Genomic DNA, 22,970 nt, shown 5'->3' with positions numbered 1-22,970 from the left:
TAACAACACTTGAATGTTTAATTATTTTAAGAGCTCTTCAAGTAGTGGAGATTTATTAGCTCCCATGGCCAAGGCTTTATCGTACATTATTTTTGCTTGATTGACTTTTTTGGGTGTCTGCGATAAATATAGAACAGCCAAGTTCAGTGCAGTTTGCGCATTCTTATCATTGATCTCATAAGCTTTTTCCATTTCTGCTAGAGCGGCCTTTTCCCAGCCCAAAGCCTGTAAAGCAACACCTAGGTTCACTCTAAGTTCATCATTATCTGGTTTGAGTGCTACTGCACGACTCAGTAAAGATATCCCAAGGTGATAATCGGCCTTATCTAACACAGACTTGGCCAGAGGGATTAATATATTGGCATCATCAGGATTTTGGTAAAATGCTTGATTTAGGTAACGCTCTGCTTCAGAAAGTTGTCCCAGCTGATAATAAAGTACACCTGTTCTCATCAAAGCATCTAGGTTTTTGCTATCCAATTCTAATGCTTGTGAGTAAAGGCCAAGTGCGACTTGATGTTTCCCTTCATTTGAGGCTTTATAGGCATCGTAAATTAATGTCTCTACTTTTCTAGTAATATTTTCTGTAGATTCATCAGTAAAGCCTTTATTTACCTGTCCTTCTTGAGGGATACGATTAACTAAATTTTTAAAATCTTTTTGTAACTCCTCATGAGCCTTTTTGAGCTTCACGTAACGAGAAATGATTTCATCATCTTTCTGCCCACTCATGGCATTTAACCGTATAAAGCGTTGTCGTAAAGAAATAATTTCTTTATTCAACTTTTTGTTCAATTTTTCGCTAGATTCTAATTTCGTGATTAACTCTAATTTTTCTGCATCATTCTCTTTATTAGATGGTGCTGCACTCGAAGTCTTCATTAACTTACTAAGTTCTGCATTAAGTGACGCCATAGCTATGTTAGAAGAATCTAAACGCGCTTCATAAATTTTATTTAAGTCACTTTTTTCTTTTAAATCTTTATTAAGTTTTTTGATTTCTTCAGCTTGTTGAGCAGACTTAGTTTTCAGTTGATTGACAAAGCTAGTTTCACGTTCAATAAGCTGTTCTTTTAACTGAGTATTTTTCAATGCCAAGGTATTTTTTTCTGTACGTGCTTTGCTTGTTTCCACAAGAAGTTTTTTATTTTCAAGACTGAGATTATTAACTTTAATTTCTAGCTCTGCGTACTCAGTCTTTGTCTTGTCTGCTATTTTTTTGAGTGCCAGTAAGTCTTTGTCGTGCTTAGTCTTCATTTGTGCGGATTTTTTACGTTCTAGATCTAAGCTTTTGTTAACTTTGTCTATTTCACTTTTTAGAACGGTTTTATCTGTATCATCAGAACTTTTTATCATTCTCTGTTTAAGAGTTTGAATTTCGCCTTCGAGTCCAATGTTTTTAGTTTGAAGTGCCTCGATTTGTTTAAATAATTTTGCATTTGTAGTTTTCTCCCTATCAACACTGGTACTTGCTGATTTTTGCGCGATACTCAAGGAACTCCGCAAATTCATTGTGGTGTTTTTAAGGCTATTTAAATCTTTATTAAGTTTGGTGATTTGAATGTTTTGTTTATTGATTTGATCTAGGTATTTCTTCTTTTCGATTTCACTATCGGATGAAATCTTTTTGAGTTCAGCATAAAGGCGTTTTTGATCCATCAATGAATTATTTTTTTCGAGTAAGTCCTTATTATTATTTTCTATTGTTGCTTCCAACTCTCTTTGTTTCTTTTGAGAGGCTAATAAGATATCATCAATTTTTACTTGGAGCTTTTTAATCTCCTGATTGCTAGAGTTGGCTTTTTGATTCTTGGCTTCCTCCAATACTTTTTCTAGACCCTTGATAGTAAGCTCTAATTTACGTTTCTCTAAAATAGTTTTTTCAAGTTCGCTATCCATTTGCGATGAGTGCCCAGCAGACATTTGAGCTCTTTTCAAAAGGGCTTTAGTGACTTCTAATTCACGAATGTTCTTCTTATTTTCCTTATACACCTTCAGCATCGCTTTCGCGTACTTATCTCTTTCGGCTCTAATTTTTAATAAATCTTCATTTTGAACTGAAATTGTTTTTGTTGTTTTCTCCTTGCCCGTCTGAAGGTTTTTAATCTCACTAATCTTATCCTTACATTCGTTGGCACGATAATTTACAGAGCTCGTTTCCCAGTCTGGGTAGTCAACAGATATTTTCAGAAATTGTGCCAAAGCAGTACTATAAGCAGAGTCAGCTTTTGAGTACTCTGCTTTCTTGAAGTGAATCTCTGCTTGGTCAAACTCTTTAAAGGCATGGCGCCACATAGATTCTGGCGTTTCTGAGAAGGCAAAGAAATTAAATAAAAATAAAATAATAAAAGCTAAAGTTTTGTTCACAGTAATTCCGCATTTTTTTAGACTCAGCAACACTAGAAGCTTGCAGGACTAATGTCAATAAATATCGACTCGCTAAAAACTAATCTTCACGTATTAAGTCGACTTTTTATTCTTTTTTCTAAATAAGTAAGTTTGTTGACACATGAGTAATTGTTTATATCTTGCAAGATATATTATTACTAAGGGAAAAAAATGATTATTCTAGGAGTCGAGTCCAGTTGTGATGAAACCGCTGTCTCACTAGTGAAAAACGGTCACGAAGTCTTGGCTAATGCCATATCTTCTCAGATTAAAGATCACGCTAACTATGGAGGTGTCATCCCCGAGTTAGCTGCTCGTGAACATTTAAACAATGTTCGCCCCACTCTCAATGAAGCTTTAGAAAAAGCAGATCTACAATTAGAAGATATTGATGGTATTGCGGTCACCGCACAACCTGGCCTACTACCCGCGCTCTTAGTTGGCGCAGGTTTTGCCAACGGCCTCTCCCTCTCTTTGGGCAAGAAAGTTTGTGGGATAAACCACCTCGCCGCACACATTTATGGAGGACTTATTGAAAGACAAGATGTTCTTGAAGATCTTAACTCTTTCCCTATTTGTGCTTTGCTAATCTCCGGTGGAAACACTCAGTTATTCATTATCAAAGCTAACGGCGACTGTGAGTTAGCGGGCGCGACAATAGATGATGCTGCAGGCGAAGCTTTTGATAAAGCCGCAAAAATACTTGGCCTTCCCTATCCAGGTGGCCCCATCATTGATCGATTAGCAAAAACGGGAAATAAAGACAAATATCAATTCCCACGTTCCTTCCTTCCCAAAACACGCTCTTATAGCGAGGAACACAAACTCAACTTCTCTTTCTCTGGCGTCAAAACTTCACTCTTGAATATGGTTAAAAAGAACTGGAAAGATGGTGTGGTTCCCGATGAGGATTTACCTGATTTATTAGCTTCGTATCAAGATGCCATTGTTGATGTCCTCTCTAAAAAATTAATTATGGCAGCCGAAAGTTACGGAGCTAGAACCCTATTGCTCTGCGGTGGAGTCGCCTGTAATAGTGCGATACGTGACCGTGTCCATAAAATGGCCATCAAAAGTGGCAAAGAACTTATTCTTACTCCACCAAAATATTGCACCGACAACGCCGCCATGATTGCTGGCCTTGGTTATCATTATTTAAAAGACCCCGAGTTCTCTGGAGATTTTGTTGAAGCTAGTGGGCGTGCACCTATAATTGAAAAATTACCTATCTTTGCCAAATGAAGAAATCCGAAAAAGTCGCTGATATACTCGCTATACTGCAAAAACTTTACCCTAAGCCCCCTATCCCATTAGACCACAAAGACCCCTACACTTTACTCATAGCCGTACTTTTATCGGCTCAATGTACCGATGCACGTGTTAACACAGTTACGCCTGCTCTCTTTGAACTAGCAGATAATCCTCAGGATATGATGCACAAGGATGTAGAGGATATAAAGGCCATCATTAGACCTTGTGGACTCTCGCCAAGAAAGTCCAAAGCCATTAGTGAGTTGTCGCGTATTTTAGTAGAGAAACATAAGGGACAAGTCCCCTGTGACTTTGATGCTTTAGAAGAACTCCCTGGTGTTGGACATAAAACTGCTTCAGTAGTCATGTCTCAAGCTTTCGAAGTGCCCGCCTTTGCCGTAGACACTCACATCCATCGTTTAGCCTATCGTTGGGGTTTATCAACCGGCAAATCCGTTGAACAAACAGAGAAAGATCTAAAGCGTTTATTCCCAGAAGAAACATGGATAGATCTTCATTTGCAGATCATTTATTTTGGTCGTGAATTCTGTCCCGCACGCGGCCATGATCCAGTCGCTTGCCCAATTTGTAGTATTTATGGACGCAAGGGTATAAAAAAATCTTAGGCTTATATTTTTTAAGTAGGGTTAACCCCTTATTTGATTAAAATACAATTAAGAAATTTGGTTTGCTAATAAGTCGTGCTAAAGTGTGCAGATTTCAAAATAAAAAGGATAAAAATAATGATGGAATTAGAGAACACAGGTCCAGTTGGCCCCTCAATTGTTGATGATTACCCCAGAGAAGATTTTGGTGATTTTTTCGAAATGGAAGATGTAGAAATCCAAATGAAGAAAATTTTGCCTGGTTCATACTACAAAGGTAAAGACGATGGCCATGTCAATGAGCGTCCGCATCACCGTGTTCACATGACAAGAACTTTTTGGATGTGTATCCACCCCATTACAGAGTTTCAGTACCAAGAAGTCATTAAAAAGAACCCTAGTATGTTCAAAGATCAAGAAGGTTCAGCCAATTACCCCGTTGAGAAAGTAAGCTGGGATAATGCCGTAACTTTTTGTAAAAAACTAACTGAACTTGAGCGTGAAGCGGGTCGTTTACCAGAACCTTATGTATACCGTTTACCAACTGAAGCTGAGTGGGAATACGTATGTCGCGGTGGTTCTGATGAAGATTTTGTTGAAGATATCGAAACGATTTCTTGGTACTTCAAAAACTCCAATGAACGTGCGCATGTAGTTGGAACAAAAGAGCCTAATAACTGGGGCTTTTATGATATGCAGGGCAATGTTTGGGAATGGGTTATGGATGGCTGTGACTTCCAAGAACTCGAATACTACGAGAATCCTGCCCATCAATTACAAAAAGTTGATATTGATGATGCAGTAAACCCATTTAATAAAGATGGTGCTAACAAGATTGCTAAGGGTGGTTGCTGGCTTTTAGACCCAGCTGCTTGTCGCCCTTCTGCTCGATTCATCAACCCACCTGATTCTAAGTATTTTGTACTTGGTTTTAGAATTGTTTTAGGAGAGCCTCTCAGCAAAAAATGAAACAATTAGTTTTAATACTAAGCTTTATATTGTTGAGCTCATGTAGTTCAGTAAAGTATGACTACCAACCTGGGGTCGACTTTACTGAATACAAAAGTTTTTCCTTTGTGCCCAATACCAAGAGCAAAAGCCTCAACCGTCAACGTTTAGAGGCTTCGCTGATTGATGGTCTTGAACTAAAGGGCTTAGTATTTAAAGCGGATGCCTTTGCTGCCGATCCAGCAGATTTAGTTATTAAACCTCGCTACCAAATCGTGAATAGAGAACGTATGGTTACGGCTCATGGTGGCCTATATCACCGCAGTTATTACGCAGGAACCGACTTTTATTTTGTTGAGAGCCAAGAACGTTATTTAGTAGTTGAGTTTGTCGATAGCAAGAAAAATGAAGTCGTTTGGCAGGCCACCTCTTATGGCTTTAATGCGATTACCTTTTCACAGGAAAAGTTTAATAAAATCGTAAATGAAATGCTACTTCATTTTCCTCCCGATTCATTAAAGAAGTAATTAATCGATGCCTGAACTTCCTGAAGTTGAAACAGTTAAAAACGCCTTAGCACCACATCTAGAGGGTCAGTTTATAAAAAGTATATCTTTTTATACTGAGCGATTGCGTCAATTTTTAGATGTAGATTTATTTAACAAGGCTTTTTCAGGTAAACAGATCACCCGTTTAAAAAGACGATCAAAGTACCTTATTTTCGAATTTGATCATCAAAAATGGATCCTTTCTCATTTAGGTATGACGGGAAGTTGGCGTTTATGTCCTGCAAGGGAAGAACGAAAAAAACATGAGCATATTTCTATACTCTTAGAAGATGGAAAGGACCTACGCTACTGCGACCCAAGGCGCTTTGGGGAATTTCGCATCATAAGCGCTCCCACAAATAGAGATAATGATCCACAAGCACTTGCCCACCTCGGTCCAGAGCCTTTTGACGAAGCTTATTCGCAAGCTTATTTATGGAATTTATCTCGTAATAAAACTAAGCCTGTAAAAAACTTCATTATGGATCCCAAAACAGTCTGTGGTATTGGTAATATTTATGCGAGTGAGACTTTATTTCGCTGTGGCGTTTCACCTTTGCGTAAAGCGCAAAAACTAAAGAAAAAGGATTGTCTTAATTTAGTTGTAGAAAGCCAAAAAGTACTAAAAAGTGCCATTGCTGCTGGTGGAACAACGATTATTGATTTTCAGGCGCCAGACGGCTCTGAAGGATGGTTCCACCAAGAACTCAATGTGTATGGCCGTACTGGCGAAAAATGCCACGTATGCGATAAATTAATCAAGAGAGTTGTTCAAGCGGGACGCTCTAGTTTTTATTGCCCAGGATGTCAAAAATGAGTTCTCACCTAACTGAAATGCTTCCAGCACTTGCGCTTTGTTTCTTGGAATTAAGTTTCCTTGCCGTTTTAATTATCACTATGCATTCCTTGAGAAAAGTCATTGGACTTACCTCTTATTACATGGTCGTTAGCTTTATTTTAGTTTTCGCTCAACTTATTAATGCGGCAGACATTAGTTTGGTCTATGAGTTCTTAGATATACAAATGAATATATCTTCTTCATTATTGCTCACTACCTTTATGGCGTCACTCTTAATCACTTATACCCTAGATGGTCCTATTGCCGCTCAACGTCTTACTGTTGCTGCCGTTGTGGTCTCGGGAAGTTTTTTCTTGCTCAATACTATAAGCCAAACTCAAACGCAATGGTTTGGCTTCGTCGTAGAAGAAGATAAACGTCAATTCTTTTTTGATTTTTTTGAAAAAATTAGGATTAATACTGCGGCAACTTTGGGTGCGATTGTCGCAGATTTATTGGTTTTACCCGTAGTTTTTCAGATCTTTAAAAACCGTAACTTTGGCACTTACTTCAGTGTTGTCATTTCCTTTCTATTGACGCAAGTAGTCGATACTTATGTTTATAGTTTAATATCTAACTACCACTCCGAGCAATTTTGGTTAAAAATGAATCAGCTCTTTATTTCGAGAGCCTTCATCATTATTTGGCTCAGCGTTATTGTGACAATTTATTTACGTTTAAATGAATATGGCAAGAAAGGTGAAGAAGATCGTAACCCCATGGACTTTTTACGTGCGGTGTTAAGTACTTATTCCTACGGAAACTTAATTAGCCAACACTCACGTGACTGGGAGGGCCGCTTTGCTCTTTTTGTGGAAAACAGCCCTGACCTAATCTTTTTAGTTAATGACAAAGGCTACCCTACTGATGTTAATAAAAGGCTCATTTTAAGGTCTGGACACCCTTTCCATGAACTGCAAGAAACGCATATGGATGATATCCTACTAGATCAAGACAAGTGCCCCGACGATATTTTTGAAGATATCATAAAAAAACGCATGAGTTTTGATGAAATTTGGTCCGCAACAGAAGAATCCCCTGAAATGCGAGATTTTAATTTCGAGTCTATCATAAAATCTTCCGATGATGAGTTTATCTCTATTGATTTCATTGCTTCAATTCTCTATGCAGGTAAATCAAAACTTATTCTTCTTACTGGACGTGAAACAACTGCTCGTCATCAATTAACACATCAACGAGATCAGCTGACTGATCAAGTGTCCCACCTTCAAAGGCTGGAATCTGTAGGACGCTTAGCAGGAGGTGTAGCTCATGACTTTAATAATTTGCTCCATTCTATTCAAGGATCTTTAGATTCCTTTGACAACAAATCTGACATTGCGGAAAAAGATCGAATCGTTGGCAATATTCGCCACGCAGTTAGTCGTGCTTCCGACTTAACTTCCAAACTTCTTAGTTTTGCTAAAAAAGGAAATTTTGAACTTAAAAAACTCAAAATAGATGATGTACTAAACTCAAGCTGGGAATTGTTTAAACCTAGTTGTACTCAAAGTATAAAAATTAAATTTCTCAATTCTCCAGATCCTATTTATATTCGCGGAGACCGCACACAGCTCGAGCAAATGATTCTCAACTTGCTGATCAATGCCCGCGATGCCTTGGAAGGTCATTCTTCGGCAAAAATCACCATGCGATGTGAAATTGCCTATGAAAACTTGCCCGGTTGGGAACATGCCGCAGAAGAATTATCCGCAAGTAATTACTGTTGTGTTCGAGTAAAGGATAACGGTAGCGGTATCCCTGAAGATATAATGAGTAAAGTTTTTGAACCCTTTTTTACTACAAAGCCAGTAGGTAAAGGCACAGGCATGGGATTATCTATGGTTTTCGGTACTGCCTCTAGTCACAACGGATGGATTCACCTTGAGAGTGCTTTGGATAAGGGAACTGAGTTTTTTATTTTTCTTCCTCTTTACAATGCTCCTAGCCAAGAAAATATAACACGATACGACATGGATATAGAAAATGTTCAGACCTTGCATAGACCTTCATAACGGACAAGTTAAACAAATTGTCGGTGGTACACTCGACGATTCCGAAAATCCCGATACCAATTTTGTATCGGAAAATGATTCCGCATATTTTGCCGAACTATATAAGTCGGACCAAGTTTTAGGCGGACATGTGATTAAGCTAGGCCCAGGCAATGATAATGCCGCGAAGAAGGCTTTAAACGCATGGCCAGGTGGTTTGCAGCTAGGTGGTGGTATTAATGATCAGAATGCTTCTTATTGGTTAGATCAAGGAGCTTCTCATTTGATTGTAACTTCACATGTTTTTTCAAATGGAAAATTTAGCCAGGACAAATTAGATGAATTGGTAAAGATCACGGGAAAAGACAAGCTCATTCTTGATTTGTCTTGTAGAATCCGCGATGGGAAATATTGGATTGTTACTGACCGATGGACCAAGTTTACGGAAACAGAACTCAATGCTGAAAGCCTTCACTTTTTCTCTCAGTATTGTGATGAATTCCTAATTCACGCCGTAGATGTCGAGGGCATGTGCAAAGGAGTTGATATGCAACTCGTCAAATTCCTCGCTGACAATTCACCTTTAACTTCTACTTATGCTGGAGGTGCCAAGTCCATTCAAGACCTTGAAGATATAAGCTCTATTAGTAACAATCGCGTACATTTAACCATTGGTAGTGCTTTGGATATTTTTGGTGGTACACAAATTAAATACTCAGACGCTGTTGCCTTCAACAAGAATTATGAGTCGACTCTATAAATTTCAACACCACTTATGTGCTAATTTTTTTGCCGAACTCGTCAAATTAGAATTGCTTATTCTAGGTGATGATGAAAAGCATAGCTTTGAATGTATTGAAAATGGAAACAAAATTTTCTCTTTTCGCTTACCTCCTTTTTACCCTAGCCCTTTAAAACAAGAGGCTCTTTGGTCATATCTAGAACGAATTAAAATCACCAATGAAGTCCCAAGATACACACTCTTATTAATGGAGAGTGGAAGGGCTGCCATAGGAGTTTTTGAAAGTGGTAAAGTTATTGACCATAAAAACATCCGTAAATACATGGTCAGAAAGAAACAGGGAAAGTCACAACTTAACCATCTGAAAACTAAAGGTAAATCTCGCTATGGTTCACGTCTACGCCTTCGAGAATCAGAAGCTTTTTTCGATGAAATTTCTCAACGTTTAAATAGTGAAACATATAAAGATTGTGAACACATCATCTACCATTGCCCAATTCGCCTAAAATCCTGTTTATTCGATGCCGCAGATGAGTTGAAAATTGATCTCAAACACTTTTCATGGCGACGCCTTGGCATTGATGTCCGGGATTGTAGTTTTGAGGAATTAAAACGCCACAGTCAAGAAATGTACTTTTGTCGTTTCACTCTAGAAAATGAAAATATAAAGCTTCCCACTATCCCGGAGTATCAGAAACTTTCTTTATAGTCATCATTTGAATTTAGGTATCGAAATACACTATTTAAATCTTTAAGTTTTGGCGTTTAGCTAAGTTTCTTAGGAATAACTCCGCCTCATCTAAGGCTTCGTAAGACTGTTTTTTTAGTTTTGGAAGCTTTCGATTTATCCGGAACAAGCCCTCATCCCCCTCAAGATACAAAGATGAGTCTTTAATTTCACAAGAATGGAAATTAAGTAAGGCACATAGTTTTTTTATTTTATGAATTGTTATGTAGGCTTTCACTTCCACTGGGAATTGACCAAAACGATCTTTTAATTCCACTTCCAGTTGAAGTAATTCTTCAAACTTGCTTAAGTTGGAAAAACGCTTGTACATTTCCAGTCGCACATCATCTGATTCTATATAACTTGGCAACAATGCCACCGGGACTTTATTATCTATTATTTGAAAACCATAATGGATAAAGCTGGCGCTGAAAGACACAGTGCTTTCTTGACTTATATCGCCTTTTAAATCTTCCACAGATTTTTTTAATAATTGACAATAAAGCTCAAAACCTACTGCGGCAATATGACCACTTTGCTGAGAGCCTAGCATATTACCTGCTCCACGAATTTCTAGATCACGCATGGCCAATTTAAAACCGGCTCCTGGATGTGTGTGTTTGCGAAGTGCGCTAAGGCGCTCTTTAGCGTTATCAACAATGATTTCATCACGTGGCATTAATAAGTAGCAATATGCTTGACGATAATCACGCCCTACTCGTCCTCTTAGTTGATAAAGGGAGGATAAACCAAAACGATCCGCTCTATCAATAATCATGGTATTAGCATTGCGAATATCCATGCCTGACTCAATTATAGTCGTACAAACTAATATCTGCCCATCACCATCAGTGAATTCGTTCATCACCATTTCGAGCTCTTCTTCATCCATTTGACCATGGCCAATTAAGATATTCGCATCGGGGAATTGGCGCTTCAATTTCAACGCTACATTTTCAATGGTGCCCACACGATTATGTAGGTAATAAACCTGCCCACCTCGTTCGAGCTCACGGTTGATCGCAACTTGTATAATCTCATCATCCTCTTTACTGACAATAGTACGTACGGGTTTACGATTATGAGGAGCGGTCAAAATAGTAGAAAAATCTCTCAAACCCGTCATCGATAAATAAAGCGTACGTGGAATCGGCGTCGCCGACATAGATAGTATATCAACATTGACACGCATACGTTTAAGAGACTCTTTACTCTCTACCCCAAAACGTTGTTCTTCATCCACTACGAGTAAGCCAAGCTTCTTAAAGTTTATATCTTTTTGTAATAAGCGGTGAGTACCAATGACAATATCTACATCTCCTGCCGCCATTTCTTTCAGAACTTGTTTTTGTTCTTTTTTACTAATGAAACGACTCAAAGTGGCAATCTTTATGGGAAAGTCTGACATCCTCTGTACAAAAGAATGAAAGTGTTGTTGAGCCAAGACCGTTGTAGGAACAACTAATGCTACTTGATATGAACTCATAACTGCCTTAAATGCCGCTCTCATTGCCACTTCTGTTTTACCAAAACCAACGTCACCACAAAGTAAGCGATCCATTGGTTTTGCCATTTCCATATCCTTTTTAACTTCTTCAATCGCCTTCAATTGATCTGGAGTTTCCTCATATGGGAAGCTTTCTTCAAAGAGGTTTTGCCAATGATTATCCTTTGGAAAGACAATCCCTTGACTGTGTTCACGGACTGCTTGAAGACGTAGCAATTCCGCTGCATAATCCCTTGCAGAGCCCTCTGCTTTATCTAATGATTTCTGCCAGAAACCCGTCCCCAAACGCGCTAGTTTTGGAATTGATTTTTTACCACCGATATAGCGCATTAACAAATGTGATGAATCCAGTGGAAGGTAAAGCTTACGATCTTCAGCAAACTCTAAAAGAAGAAACTCTTGCGCATTTTTAATCTCAATCCCCAAGTACTTACAAATCCCATGGTTTGCGTGAACCGCAAAATCCCCTTCGTTTAATTCAGGCTCATACTCTAAGTTTTTCTGTAATTGAGAACTATAAGAAACATCTTTCAACTCTTCTATGGGACGACCAAAAAGTTCTTGTTCGCTAAGAAATGCGCATTTTATGCCTGGAACAATAAAGCCATAATGCAATGATTCTGGATAAAGTAAAAGCTTATTCTTTTTCTTAAGATCCAAAACCTCTGTTAAGCGTTCGACTCCAGCTTCACTTCCACAGAAAACATGGACTCTCCAAGATTGTTTCAGCCAAGATTTTATACGATCAATTAAAAATTTCTGTTGGGCCTGATTAATACTGCGTTCGACTTCAGCTAAGGAATTCCGATACACGGGAGCCAGAGCCGCTGCAGGAAAATCTTCTATCCCAAATTCTGCAGAATAATTGATCTTAGCAATTGTTTCCAAAGATGATTTAAGCTCCAACCAAAGCTCATTTTGTTCAAAATTCTGATATGATTCAAGATGTTTTTCAATGGCATTTTCATCAATCAAACAGAGTTTAAACCCTTGGCAATACTCTAGAATTCCTTTTGGATCTAAACCGATTTTCTCTAGGGGGCAAACTTGATAAGATTTTATATCCGCAATTGATTTTTGAGAGTCTACGTCAAACAAACGCAAAGAATCAATTTCATTGTCAAAAAACTCAATGCGCACGGGAAATTTCTGGTCTGGTGAAAACACATCTAGAATTCCACCGCGCAAACTAAATTCCCCAGGTAAACTGACCTGCATTTCATTATCGAAACCCATTTCCGTGAAAATCTGACAAAGTTGTTCAGGAGAAAAATTTTCATCTCCCACAGACAAACTAAGACTTTGCGAGTTCAATAAGTCCGGTGGTGTAACAGCCTTTAAGAGAGACGCAACTGAACAGATCAATAACTGCTGCCCATCTTGGTAATTTAACAATTGATTGAGTACACGTGAGCGCTCTAGGTCAATATCATACTCAACTTGATCCGAATTCGTTTCTGGGTAATGCAGTAAGTAGGTATCAGCTAATAAGGAGGCTGTTTTATATTTCTTAAACTCATTATAGCACAACTCAGCTTTCGTAGATGTTTCAAAAACACAAATGACTTTTGGTTGATTCTTGAACTGACTCATAAGAGCTAGATTCAATAACTCCTCATCAGCTAAGTTTAATTCCGTTTTTTGAGGAAGGTAATTTAGCGTTTTATTAAAATCATCACGAAAGGAATTAAACAAGACTACCTCCAGAAAGAGTTCAAAAAACTAAATTCTATGACCCATGCGATCACGCTTGGTATCTAAATAACGCTTATTGTGCTTCGATGGTGGGATAATATGTGAAACTTGTTGTTCTACTGATAAACCATAGCGGTTCAAACCAGTGATTTTAGCAGGGTTATTAGTCAAAAGTTTGAGAGGTTCAAATTTCAAATAGTTGATGATTTGCGCACCAATCAAGTAGTCTCTAGCATCCTCAGGCATTCCAACCGCTAAATTGGCATCAACTGTGTCCATACCATGAAATTGCTGTAAGTAATAGGCATCTAACTTTGCTTTTAGGCCGATACCACGACCTTCTTGTCGAAGATAAACTAAAGATCCATAGCCGTACTCTTTAATTTCTTCTAAGCCTTTACTCAGCTGATCACCACAATCGCATAATAAGGATCCAAAAACATGTCCAGTTAAACACTCTGACTCAATTCTGACTAAAGGTATTTCCTTTTCGCTCTTTTTGTCATCACAGACAAATGCCCAGTGATAACAAGCGTCTATTTCGGAATAAAAAGAGTAGAGTTTGAAGTTCCCTTGTTGGAGTTCAACTTCGGCCATTCCTGTCATTTCAATTAAACGAGGATTAAAAAAGCGAGAGAGTTTAACGTCTTCTTCATTTAACAATAAGCTTGAATCAAAATTCACATCATTATGCATCTTTGTGTAGACTAAGCAGTGCTCTTCTCCCTCAAGATTTGAGGCGAATTCAACTATCCTTCCTTCGATCGACAAATCAGTCAAAATATTTTTACTTCCAACTATTCTTAGGAGTATGCGGTCGGAAGCTTCTTGTGAACTTGCTTCTAATACTGAATTCAAACCTTTGGGAGTGAAATCACAGGGTAAAACTGAACAAGACTCCACAACTTCGCGTGATTTACAAATCTGACTTTGATCACTGACTAACAAAGCTAAAGAACCACCATAAGTCATCAATTCAGCTAAGTTTTTCTCGGAGCTATTGCTTAGAAAACAAAAGGCATAAATTTCATTTTCATTCTCTGCTTTGTAAAAAAGGATTTCACCTCTGCGCAAGTGATCTAGCTTTTTCTCAAGTCTATCTTTTAATTGATTCATTAGTAATTCACTTGCTCCACAATTTCTAAACCGTAGTTATTAATGCCAGTAAAACTTGCAGGACTATTGCTCATCAATTTCATTTTGCGCACACCTAAATCACGTAAAATCTGAGCACCTAGACCATAAGCCATACCATCTTGTGGCTTTAAAGTTTTTACTTCTCCGTCTTCTATCCAAATATCTGTGGGCCTTTTCGATTTAGTGAAGAGTCCTGAATTAGCTGCTTGCTCGGGGGTATTCCTAAGAAATACAATGACTCCACAGCCTTCGTCAGCTACTTGCTTCATGGCTCTATTTAGAGATGAGCCCTCTTCATTTTTTAATCTATTAACGATATTGCCTATGGACCATTCGCTATGAACGCGAACTAAGACTGTCTCATCTTCTTCAAATTTATCTTTGCCACAAGTCAATACTAAATCAATTCCGCGAGCAGGATCGTAAATTACGTTATAAACATGCAAACGAAAATCACCGTAATCTGTGGGCATGTTAACTATGTTTAAAGCTTCAACTAAAGGCTCTTTTATTAAACGGTATTCGATGATGTCATTTAAATCAGTTATTGCCATGTCATTATTTTTAGCAAAGTCTTTAACTTGTGTTTTGCTCAAACTATTTGCCTGATCGTCGAGAAGCTGACAAAAAACGGCTCCTTCTGGATAATCTGCTAAACGAGCTAAATCATATGCGGCTTCCGCAATACCAGGTTTAACCAAGACTGCACCGTGAGATATCCAATTAACTTTAAAAAAACCAGGGCTTACGAAGTCTTCTGCAACTACATTCTCATCCAACATACGTAGGATGCCATGACAACGATCGTTGGCATTTATTCCCGTTTTTAAGCTAGAATTAAGTTCAAAGGTTTGACGATTTAATGTTGAGTTCAAAGGCGATGATTTCTTTAAGGCAATTTGTACTTGCCCTCTACATTCGTTCATCATAAAAGTTACATATGCTGAGGTACATGCGGGTGCCGCAAACATGAGGAAGTAATTAGCTTCATCAGCTACGATGACACATTGGCCTGCTTTGATTTCTTGTAAAGCTTTATCTATATCTTTTAATTCTTGCATAAATCTATTAATTCTATCTAAAATTAGGTGCATTACTTAACTCATAATTGCCGAGGTTCAAATGCTACTGCTAATATATTCAATTATCGTAAAAAAAGAAGTTTATGGTGAAACAATATGATCACCAATCATACAGCAAATTTGTGATTCGGCTCCATCGCCATATTCGCAAATGATAAAATAAGGAGAACTCTGACTTTTCTCACAGAAATAAAGTGCGAAAGCAAAGGGACACTCCCCCTCTCCTTCCCAACTATCAATCTTACCTATGCCACGAGATTCGTCCTGCTTTTTATAAGTGAAGTTCTGTTTTTCAATCTGGTTATAAATACTTTCGGCAAAAACATCAGATTCAAAATCACCCTTATCGAAAATCCAGGGGCAATCTAATAAGTCTGAACGATTCCCCATGGGTAATTCTGGATGAACATGAAAGTGTAAGGCTGGATGTTTATTAGCCTTGTCAACTAATACATACAGATCTTCGTGTTCGTCGCCTAATTCAGAAAAAATAAAGTCTCCTGCATAGGTTTTTGCTTTCAAAAAAACGCTATGGCCATCAAACTGAAACTCGGAATTGGGTTCGTGACTATTTATATATTTATAATTAAACATTATTTTCTTGACGTAATTTTTTAATAGCTACTCCAAAGGCTTCATTTTCTTCAGCAGTACCAAAGCTAACTCGAATCCATTCGTCTAATAAATAGGGTTGCATTGGACGTACGATAACGCCTAAAGACATTAACTTATTTGTCACATCGCCACCATTTCCAGTTTTAATTAAAATGAAATTAGCGTAGGAAGGAATGTATTCTAAATTCAATTCATCACACAGATCTTCATAATACTGCTTAGCTAATTTATAAACGGCTATCGAGTCTTGTAAAAATTCATCATCATCTAAAGCTGCTAAGGCCATATTTTGAGCTGCTAAGTTAGCGTTAAATGGCTGGCGAGGTTTATTTAATTCACTTATCAATTCAGCAGAAGCCATTCCATAACCAATACGAACCCCTGCCAAACCATAGGCTTTTGAAAAGGTACGTAATACGATACAAGTTTTTCCCTGCTTAACGAAAGATAGTGTATCTGGCATTTCTCCTAAACAAATCTCTGCATAGGCTTCATCGAATACAACTAAAATATCATCGGGAACTTGGTCCATGAATCGCTCAATCTCTTCCTGTGAAATCAGTGTACCAGTTGGATTATTTGGATTGCATACAAAAACTAAAGCAGTCTCTGGCCTTATAGCTTTTGCCATCGCTTCTAAATCGTGTTCTAAACCGTCTTTAACGGGGACTTCAATAAAATCTGCCCCCATCATAGCGCTCAAGATTTTATAAATAACAAAAGCGTGTGCGGATGCCACAACTGACTTGCCAGGAGCTAAGAATACCTGTGCTAAAAAAACCAAGATTTCATTCGATCCAGCACCAAAAATGAATTGATCCGTATCCATACCCATTTTTTGAGAAAGTTTATCTCGCAATTCCCAAGCACCTGCATCTGGATAACGATGTAAATTTGCAATACAGTCAATCAGTGCTTTTTGAGCTTTAGGAGACACACCTAAAACACTTTCGTTTGAAGCTAATTTTACGATGTCTTCTGGATATAAACCAAAGTCTCTAGCTACATCTTCAATAGGTCTTCCTGGCTGATAGGGTTTGACTTTGCTCACAGGGGCATTGATTTTATCAAGTATTTTCATTACCTTACCTAAAATTGAGTTTATTCTCTGAAAAATGCCTCTAAGATAAAGCTGACTTGCTAACTTTCACTCGGGACTTAAAAAAAGCATGAAACTTTTCAGAACAGAAATTATTCCAAAACAAATATTTTCCGAGAAAATCAATTGGCAGAACTCTTTCACCTCACTTGGATCTTGCTTTGCCGATAAAGTAGCACAAGAACTAAAAAGCAAAGGAATAAAGATTTGCTCAAACCCAACTGGAGTACTCTACAATCCACAGAGCATTGCAGACTTAATTCAAAACAGTCTTGACTTAAAAGAATGGACTAAAAGTGATTGCATCGACAAACAAGGGGTAAATATCTTGCCATATATCCAAGGTGAACATCCTAAGCCTATTGATTTTATTCATCAATGTCAAGGTGATTTGCATTCACACCTAGAAACCGATCAGGTTTTAATCATCACTTTTGGAACCGCATGGGCCTATCACCTTAGAGAAAACGATCAAGTCGTGGCAAATTGCCACAAACTTCCTAAGGAATTATTTGAAAGGAGAATCTTGAGCGTTAATGACATTTCATGCTCCTGGTCTAACTTAATTAATCAACTAAGTGAAGCCAATCCAAAACTTCAAATTTTATTCACAGTTAGCCCCGTGCGTCACCTTCGTGATGACTTTCGCGAAAATCAGATTAGCAAGTCAACCCTGCATTTAGCGATTGACGAAATCATCAAGACAAAAGAAAATTGCTTTTACTTCCCTTCCTATGAAATTATGATGGATGAATTAAGAGATTACCGTTTTTATTCCACTGACATGACCCACCCTAGCGATGAAGCTACTGAGTTGATAATGGATAAATTTATAAGCTCAGCATTTGATGACAATTCCCACAAATACTTTATTGAAGCCACAAAAATCAAAAAGCTATGCTCTCATAAAATACACAATCCACAAAGCCACGAAAATCAAAAATTCATCAAAATACGAAATGAAAAACTTCTGAATTTCAAAAAACGCTATCCTTCTAGCTCCCTAACTGTAGATGTCTAGAAAAAACACTATCAACGCGCTCATATCTGGGGCTGGAAACCTAGCAGGACGATTAAGCGGTCTCTTGCGGGAAGTTTTGTATGCTTACCTATTTGGTACATCGCCATTAATTGGCTACTTCAAATATGCCGCAGCTTTGCCTAACTTAGCTCGAAGAATATTTGGTGAAGGTGCTTTGGCAAATGCCTTTATCCCCCTGCTTGCAGAAGCCAAAAATGACGATAGAGAAAGATGCAATGACCTTGCTTCTAAAATCTTAACTCTCACAACTATTTTTAATTCACTCTTAGCCATTTTAGGTATAGGCATACTATTCTCTTTGTCTTATTTAAAGGTGCTATCTCAAGAAAGCCAGGACCTAGTTTATTTAGGCAGTATTATGTTGCCTTATCTACCACTAATATGTCTAGCTGGCCTACTTGGAAGTATTCTGAACCTGTATGGTCAATACTCAAAGCCAGCACTTATGTCCTCTGCTATGAATGTATGCTTAATTGCTAGTGCTAGTTTTGCTATTTTTGCTAACTTATCTGATAAACAAAGTATTTATTTATTAGCTGTAAGTTTAGTCTTCTCTGGTGTTTTACAGGTCTTTATTCTCTTACATGCATCAGGTAAATTTATAAAACTTCGTTTTAAGACATGCCGATTAAAAGCACCTGAATTAAAATCTTTTTGGATTAGTTTTCTCCCTGTTGTTATTGGTGCTTCGGCACAGCAAATATCAACTTTACTTGATAAAACTATTGCTTTATGGATAGGCCCCCATGCTGTTAGTTCTCTTAGCTACAGTGAGTTGCTAATTTATTTACCAGTTGGGATTTTTGGTGTATCACTAGGCTCAGTTTGTTTACCATCATTATCCTCATCTCTAGCCAAAGGCAACAAGCAAGACGTTCAAAGAGATTTCCACAAAGCCTTGTCGCAGGCCTTATTTCTATCCATCCCATGCAGTTTTCTTTTTTATTTATGTGGCGACAGTATTCTGAAAGCCATCTTTCTGAGAGGCGCTTTTGATGTTGAGAGCCTAAACTTCACTCTAAAAGCTTTCGTTTGGTTTCTACCAGGTATACCTTTTTTTACTGCCCTCAAGGTCGTATTGCCGCTTTATTATGCGAATAAGAACACCAAGACACCATTAAAAATATCCTTAGCCATGATTTGCTTAAATTTAATACTAGGCTTAAGCTTTATCCCTCTCTTAAGCCATGGGTCCCTAGCTATGGCCAGTTCCATCACTGCTTTTTTAAACTTCTCCCTTCTCCTTATACAGGCAAAGAAATTAAAATATCTTGTATCTTTAAATGAGATCACAAAGTACTCAATACCGTCTCTCTTATCAGCTTTCTTAACATTCATACTTTTAGATAGCCTTATAAACAATTATTTAAGCCACCTCACAAGTTCCATTAACTTTATTGATAATGCCATTGTATCTCTCGCAGGCACAATAAGCTTTGCAGTTCTATACCTAGTTTTGCATAAGCTATTTAAATTTTCTTTAAGTAAACGACGTGCTTAAGCAGTTAAAATCGGGCAATAACTGGTAGTGTCCCAAATTTTCTGTAAATTCTGCTATAGCTCTACTTTAAGAGTTATGAATAGCTTCCGAGACTTCGCGAGAATGGGAACTTTCTCGTCGGAGCGAAATTGAGGAAGTTGTTTGTAACTCGGGGTAAAGAAGATGCAGAGTGGTGTTGCACCAAAACAACCCACAAGGAATTATTATGCACCACTCTACACACGAGAACAGTAGTGTCTTATTAGAAATGATCCACCAAGTCACAGAAAACGGCGAAAGCGGAATGCTTGAAGCTATGAGAGTATTACTAAATGAAGCGATGAAAGTAGAGAGAAGTAATTCTCTTGATGCTGCTCCATATGAACGCAATGAAAATCGCTTAGGTTATGCTAATGGCTATAAAAACAAAACCGTAAACACTCGACTTGGAGCAATGAAGCTCAACATTCCTCAAGTCAGAGGTGAAATCGATTTTTATCCAAGTTCTTTAGAAAAAGGCTTACGAAGTGAGCGAGCTTTGATGACAGCTATGGCCGAGAGTTATATTCAGGGAACTTCGACAAGAAAAGTCACGAAACTTCTAGAGAAAATGTGTGGTCTTTCCGTGAGTAAATCACAGGTGTCACGAGTTGTATCTGAGCTAGATGAAAGCTTAGAAAAGTGGCGTAACCGTCCTTTAGGGAAATATCATTACCTTTTGGTGGATGCGAGATACGAAAAAGTTAGAGTAGATAAGACTGTTCGAGATTGTGCTTTGTTAATTGCTTATGGGATAGATGAATCAGGAAAACGCTCAGTTTTAGGTACAAGTGTCTCTTTAAGTGAAGCTGAGGTTCATTGGAGAAACTTTTTCCTATCATTGAATGCTCGAGGACTTCATGGTCTTAAGATGATCACGAGCGACAGTCATTCGGGACTGAAAGCCGCTTTAACAACTGTCTTTGGGTCAATCCCATGGCAGAGGTGTCAATTTCATTTACAGCAGAATGCGGGGGCTTATGTGCCTAAGAAAGCGATGCGTTCAGAAGTTGCACAAGACATTCGAGATATCTTTAATACCCCTTCAAAACAGGACGCCGAAAGACTTTTAAAGCTTACTTGCTTAAAGTATGAAAACAGTGCTTCTCAATTATCTGAATGGATGGAATCCGCACTTCCTGAAGGCTTTTCTGTATTTGATTTAGATCGTTCTTGTTGGACAAAACTGAGAACCACCAATATGATTGAAAGACAGAATCGAGAAATTCTAAGGCGAACTAGAACCGTGTCTATTTTCCCAAATGAAGCTTCACTGCTTAGATTAGCGTCCGCTATTCTTATGGAATTAGATGAAACCTGGATAGCTACAAAAAGAGTTTATCTGTCTGTTTAACTAAAATTGGTCAACACCAATTTACAGAAACAACGGGACTCTATCCTCATGAGCCTTTTGCAAAAGTCATAAAACAAGCTGAATAAAAGTAGAAACATGTTATCTCAATAGTTACCAAAACAAAAAGAGAAAAAACATGAATCTACCCGGCTTATGGGATACCATAGAAAAGTATTTATTTCCAGGCTTAGAAGAACTTTTAGGCGGAGAATTAACTAACAAAGAGAAAGAGTTTGTTCGCATCTGCACAATAACTGAGCTTGATCAGTTCAGCCATGAATTTGAATGGTGTGGATTTGGGCGACCTCCGAAAGATCATTTTAATATAGTGAAAGCTTACATAGCCAAATCCGTTTATAACTTCGATACAACAAGATCTTTTATAGACTTTCTCAAATCAAGTACAAAGATACGTCGTTTATGTGGTTGGGAATTTGCAAAACAGCTTCCTCATGAAAGTACTTTTTCTAGAGTATTTGCAGAAATCACCGCCTCTCAGCTCTGCCAAAGAATCCATGAATTCTTAGTGGTAAAACATTGTGGAGACACCTTAGTACCGCACATTAGTAGAGATTCTTCAGCAATTGAAGCTAGAGAAAAAGTCATGTCTGAACCAGGGGCTGAGCCTAAAGCCCCTAAGAAACGAGGGCGGCCTAAAAAAGGTGAGATCCGAATTAAAGAAAAAACCGTAGTGGAAAAGCAGGTCGACCGGTCACTTGAAGAAAACTTAAAAGAGCTCCCAACGCACTGTAATAAAGGGACAAAGAAAAACAGTAATGGTTATAAAGTTTCATGGAAAGGCTACAAGCTTCACTTAGATTGTATTGATGGAGATATACCAGTCGCAGGCCTATTGAGTTCAGCGTCTTTACACGACAGCCAAGCGGCAATCCCTTTAGCACAGATTAGCGCACAACGCATAACTAATTTATATGATTTAATGGATGCAGCCTATGATTCACCTTCTATCCATAAATTCAGCCATCTTTTAGGACATAAATCTATTATTGATCACAATCCTAGAAAAACTGGGGAGAAAAAGATTTTTGACCCGCCTGAAAAAGAACGGTACAAACAGCGGTCATCTGTTGAAAGAGTCTTTTCGAACTTAAAAGACAACTATGGTGGTAGGATGATCAGAGTACGAGGACATGCAAAAGTCATGACTCATCTAATGTTTGGCATTATTGCAATAACAGCAAACCAACTCTTCAAGACTATTTAGCAACTAACATAAAACTATACGTCATGATCAACTTGCGTCCATTTTTGGCTTGTTTATACTCACATGTATCCAATTTCGAGATACATGTGAGCGAGATCTTAAGATTTATCCTGGATGAACTTTTTAATCACTCTAATTCAGGACTTTTGCAAAAGGATCAGAGCATTTATCAATTTTTTTGATATCTTCTTGTTCGCAGAAAGATGAGAAGCATTTGATCATCTCTTCAGCTTGTTTTTGGAATGTCCAGAAGTTTTTCGACCAACACGAATTTGTTAGTGATTCAATATGTGGCTATACCGGTGGGACAAGTGCTTCACCCACTTATGAAAATGCTAAAAAAGATGGTCATGTGGAGGCAGTCAAAATAACTTTTAAAAGTGAGCATTACCAAGACCTACTGAAATTCTTTTTTGATGAGTACCCTACAAAGAGAATAAAAGTTCAAAATGAAATGCATGGTAAAAAATTTCGCGGTAGGCTTTTCTACCATACACTTGAAGAAAAAGAACTCTTTGAAAAGATGCGTTTAAAATATGATGACGAGGAAACTCTAACTCTTATACTTCCCGCAAAAGACTTCTACCCTGCGGAAGATTATCATCAAAATAAATATATGAAACGCTGTGCAAAGAAGTGACTAAGTATTAAAGC

General features: G+C 37.9%; 19 protein-coding genes. 13 read left to right on the top strand and 6 right to left on the bottom strand.

Annotated elements, in window-relative coordinates; translation table 11 throughout:
* Positions 1-21 precede the first annotated feature (21 nt).
* A complete protein-coding gene (locus PQO01_RS07985) occupies positions 22-2,367 on the bottom strand; it encodes a tetratricopeptide repeat protein (RefSeq protein ID WP_274313495.1) in 2,346 nt (781 codons plus the stop codon).
* 192 nt (positions 2,368-2,559) lie between these two features.
* On the opposite strand from PQO01_RS07985, the gene tsaD reads away from it, so the two are divergent.
* The 8 genes from tsaD (at position 2,560) to PQO01_RS07945 (ending at position 10,023) form a co-directional block, all read left to right on the top strand.
* Positions 2,560-3,630 carry a tRNA (adenosine(37)-N6)-threonylcarbamoyltransferase complex transferase subunit TsaD gene (tsaD, locus tag PQO01_RS07980; protein WP_274313494.1) on the top strand — a complete coding sequence of 357 codons (1,071 nt, stop codon included), beginning with the start codon at positions 2,560-2,562 and terminating at the stop codon, positions 3,628-3,630.
* Positions 3,627-4,265, top strand: a complete 639-nt coding sequence (nth, locus tag PQO01_RS07975; RefSeq protein WP_274313493.1) for an endonuclease III — start codon at positions 3,627-3,629, stop codon at positions 4,263-4,265. Before tsaD ends, nth begins: the two co-directional genes overlap by 4 nt.
* Positions 4,266-4,382: 117 nt before the next feature.
* Positions 4,383-5,213, top strand: coding sequence for a formylglycine-generating enzyme family protein (locus tag PQO01_RS07970; protein ID WP_274313492.1), 831 nt, complete (start codon positions 4,383-4,385; stop codon positions 5,211-5,213).
* On the top strand, positions 5,210-5,719 hold the full coding sequence (locus PQO01_RS07965; RefSeq protein ID WP_274313491.1) for a DUF4136 domain-containing protein: 510 nt from the start codon (positions 5,210-5,212) through the stop codon (positions 5,717-5,719). The genes PQO01_RS07970 and PQO01_RS07965 overlap by 4 nt, the downstream gene beginning before the upstream one ends.
* 7 nt (positions 5,720-5,726) lie before the next feature.
* On the top strand, positions 5,727-6,557 hold the full coding sequence (gene mutM, locus PQO01_RS07960) for a bifunctional DNA-formamidopyrimidine glycosylase/DNA-(apurinic or apyrimidinic site) lyase (protein WP_274313490.1): 831 nt from the start codon (positions 5,727-5,729) through the stop codon (positions 6,555-6,557).
* On the top strand, positions 6,554-8,593 hold the full coding sequence (locus tag PQO01_RS07955; protein ID WP_274313489.1) for a PAS domain-containing sensor histidine kinase: 2,040 nt from the start codon (positions 6,554-6,556) through the stop codon (positions 8,591-8,593). Before mutM ends, PQO01_RS07955 begins: the two co-directional genes overlap by 4 nt.
* Complete coding sequence (hisA, locus tag PQO01_RS07950; RefSeq protein WP_274313488.1) at positions 8,565-9,332, top strand: phosphoribosylformimino-5-aminoimidazole carboxamide ribotide isomerase; 768 nt, start codon at positions 8,565-8,567, stop codon at positions 9,330-9,332. Before PQO01_RS07955 ends, hisA begins: the two co-directional genes overlap by 29 nt.
* The gene (locus tag PQO01_RS07945) at positions 9,316-10,023 is read left to right on the top strand and encodes a hypothetical protein (protein ID WP_274313487.1); all 708 of its coding nucleotides are present in this window, start codon (positions 9,316-9,318) and stop codon (positions 10,021-10,023) included. The genes hisA and PQO01_RS07945 overlap by 17 nt, the downstream gene beginning before the upstream one ends.
* A 34-nt stretch (positions 10,024-10,057) precedes the next feature.
* On the opposite strand, the gene mfd is transcribed toward PQO01_RS07945, so the two are convergent.
* From mfd to hisC, 5 genes are all read right to left on the bottom strand, one after another.
* Positions 10,058-13,243: a transcription-repair coupling factor gene (mfd, locus tag PQO01_RS07940; protein WP_274313486.1), complete on the bottom strand. Its 3,186-nt coding sequence runs from the start codon at positions 13,241-13,243 to the stop codon at positions 10,058-10,060.
* Between the two features lie 27 nt (positions 13,244-13,270).
* Entirely contained in the window at positions 13,271-14,359 is a 1,089-nt protein-coding gene (locus PQO01_RS07935) for a GTP cyclohydrolase II (protein ID WP_274313485.1), read from the bottom strand.
* Positions 14,359-15,474, bottom strand: coding sequence for a 3,4-dihydroxy-2-butanone-4-phosphate synthase (locus tag PQO01_RS07930; protein ID WP_274313484.1), 1,116 nt, complete (start codon positions 15,472-15,474; stop codon positions 14,359-14,361). Before PQO01_RS07930 ends, PQO01_RS07935 begins: the two co-directional genes overlap by 1 nt.
* A 69-nt stretch (positions 15,475-15,543) precedes the next feature.
* Positions 15,544-16,056 (bottom strand): hypothetical protein, encoded by a 513-nt coding sequence (locus PQO01_RS07925; RefSeq protein ID WP_274313483.1) that lies wholly within the window; start codon positions 16,054-16,056, stop codon positions 15,544-15,546.
* Positions 16,049-17,158, bottom strand: coding sequence for a histidinol-phosphate transaminase (hisC, locus tag PQO01_RS07920; protein ID WP_274313482.1), 1,110 nt, complete (start codon positions 17,156-17,158; stop codon positions 16,049-16,051). Before hisC ends, PQO01_RS07925 begins: the two co-directional genes overlap by 8 nt.
* Positions 17,159-17,246: 88 nt before the next feature.
* Here hisC and PQO01_RS07915 point away from each other — a divergent pair, with 88 nt between their 5' ends.
* The 5 genes from PQO01_RS07915 to PQO01_RS07895 all read left to right on the top strand — a co-directional run bounded on the left by PQO01_RS07915 (position 17,247) and on the right by PQO01_RS07895 (position 22,956).
* Positions 17,247-18,197, top strand: a complete 951-nt coding sequence (locus tag PQO01_RS07915; RefSeq protein WP_274313481.1) for a GSCFA domain-containing protein — start codon at positions 17,247-17,249, stop codon at positions 18,195-18,197.
* Positions 18,190-19,719, top strand: coding sequence for a murein biosynthesis integral membrane protein MurJ (gene murJ / locus PQO01_RS07910; RefSeq protein WP_274313480.1), 1,530 nt, complete (start codon positions 18,190-18,192; stop codon positions 19,717-19,719). The genes PQO01_RS07915 and murJ overlap by 8 nt, the downstream gene beginning before the upstream one ends.
* Before the next feature lie 205 nt (positions 19,720-19,924).
* Positions 19,925-21,091 carry an IS256 family transposase gene (locus PQO01_RS07905; protein ID WP_274312071.1) on the top strand — a complete coding sequence of 389 codons (1,167 nt, stop codon included), beginning with the start codon at positions 19,925-19,927 and terminating at the stop codon, positions 21,089-21,091.
* Between the two features lie 136 nt (positions 21,092-21,227).
* Positions 21,228-22,316 (top strand): transposase, encoded by a 1,089-nt coding sequence (locus tag PQO01_RS07900; RefSeq protein WP_274313479.1) that lies wholly within the window; start codon positions 21,228-21,230, stop codon positions 22,314-22,316.
* Between the two features lie 214 nt (positions 22,317-22,530).
* Positions 22,531-22,956: a peptide-methionine (S)-S-oxide reductase gene (locus tag PQO01_RS07895; RefSeq protein ID WP_274313478.1), complete on the top strand. Its 426-nt coding sequence runs from the start codon at positions 22,531-22,533 to the stop codon at positions 22,954-22,956.
* Positions 22,957-22,970 lie beyond the last annotated feature (14 nt).

The sequence above is a fragment of the Lentisphaera marina genome (genome assembly GCF_028745505.1).
GTDB lineage: Bacteria > Verrucomicrobiota > Lentisphaeria > Lentisphaerales > Lentisphaeraceae > Lentisphaera > Lentisphaera marina.
The sequence above is the reverse complement of the archived record's forward strand: the minus strand, read 5'-3'. Positions and strand labels throughout refer to the sequence as shown.

Coding starts and splice junctions, on each gene's coding strand:
- tsaD (WP_274313494.1), top strand. CDS start 2,560: ATGATTATTCTAGGAGTCGAGTCCAGTTGTGATGAAACCGCTGTCTCA.
- nth (WP_274313493.1), top strand. CDS start 3,627: ATGAAGAAATCCGAAAAAGTCGCTGATATACTCGCTATACTGCAAAAA.
- PQO01_RS07970 (WP_274313492.1), top strand. CDS start 4,383: ATGATGGAATTAGAGAACACAGGTCCAGTTGGCCCCTCAATTGTTGAT.
- PQO01_RS07965 (WP_274313491.1), top strand. CDS start 5,210: ATGAAACAATTAGTTTTAATACTAAGCTTTATATTGTTGAGCTCATGT.
- mutM (WP_274313490.1), top strand. CDS start 5,727: ATGCCTGAACTTCCTGAAGTTGAAACAGTTAAAAACGCCTTAGCACCA.
- PQO01_RS07955 (WP_274313489.1), top strand. CDS start 6,554: ATGAGTTCTCACCTAACTGAAATGCTTCCAGCACTTGCGCTTTGTTTC.
- hisA (WP_274313488.1), top strand. CDS start 8,565: ATGTTCAGACCTTGCATAGACCTTCATAACGGACAAGTTAAACAAATT.
- PQO01_RS07945 (WP_274313487.1), top strand. CDS start 9,316: ATGAGTCGACTCTATAAATTTCAACACCACTTATGTGCTAATTTTTTT.
- PQO01_RS07935 (WP_274313485.1), bottom strand. CDS start 14,359: ATGAATCAATTAAAAGATAGACTTGAGAAAAAGCTAGATCACTTGCGC.
- PQO01_RS07930 (WP_274313484.1), bottom strand. CDS start 15,474: ATGCACCTAATTTTAGATAGAATTAATAGATTTATGCAAGAATTAAAA.
- PQO01_RS07925 (WP_274313483.1), bottom strand. CDS start 16,056: ATGTTTAATTATAAATATATAAATAGTCACGAACCCAATTCCGAGTTT.
- hisC (WP_274313482.1), bottom strand. CDS start 17,158: ATGAAAATACTTGATAAAATCAATGCCCCTGTGAGCAAAGTCAAACCC.
- PQO01_RS07915 (WP_274313481.1), top strand. CDS start 17,247: ATGAAACTTTTCAGAACAGAAATTATTCCAAAACAAATATTTTCCGAG.
- murJ (WP_274313480.1), top strand. CDS start 18,190: ATGTCTAGAAAAAACACTATCAACGCGCTCATATCTGGGGCTGGAAAC.
- PQO01_RS07905 (WP_274312071.1), top strand. CDS start 19,925: ATGCACCACTCTACACACGAGAACAGTAGTGTCTTATTAGAAATGATC.
- PQO01_RS07900 (WP_274313479.1), top strand. CDS start 21,228: ATGAATCTACCCGGCTTATGGGATACCATAGAAAAGTATTTATTTCCA.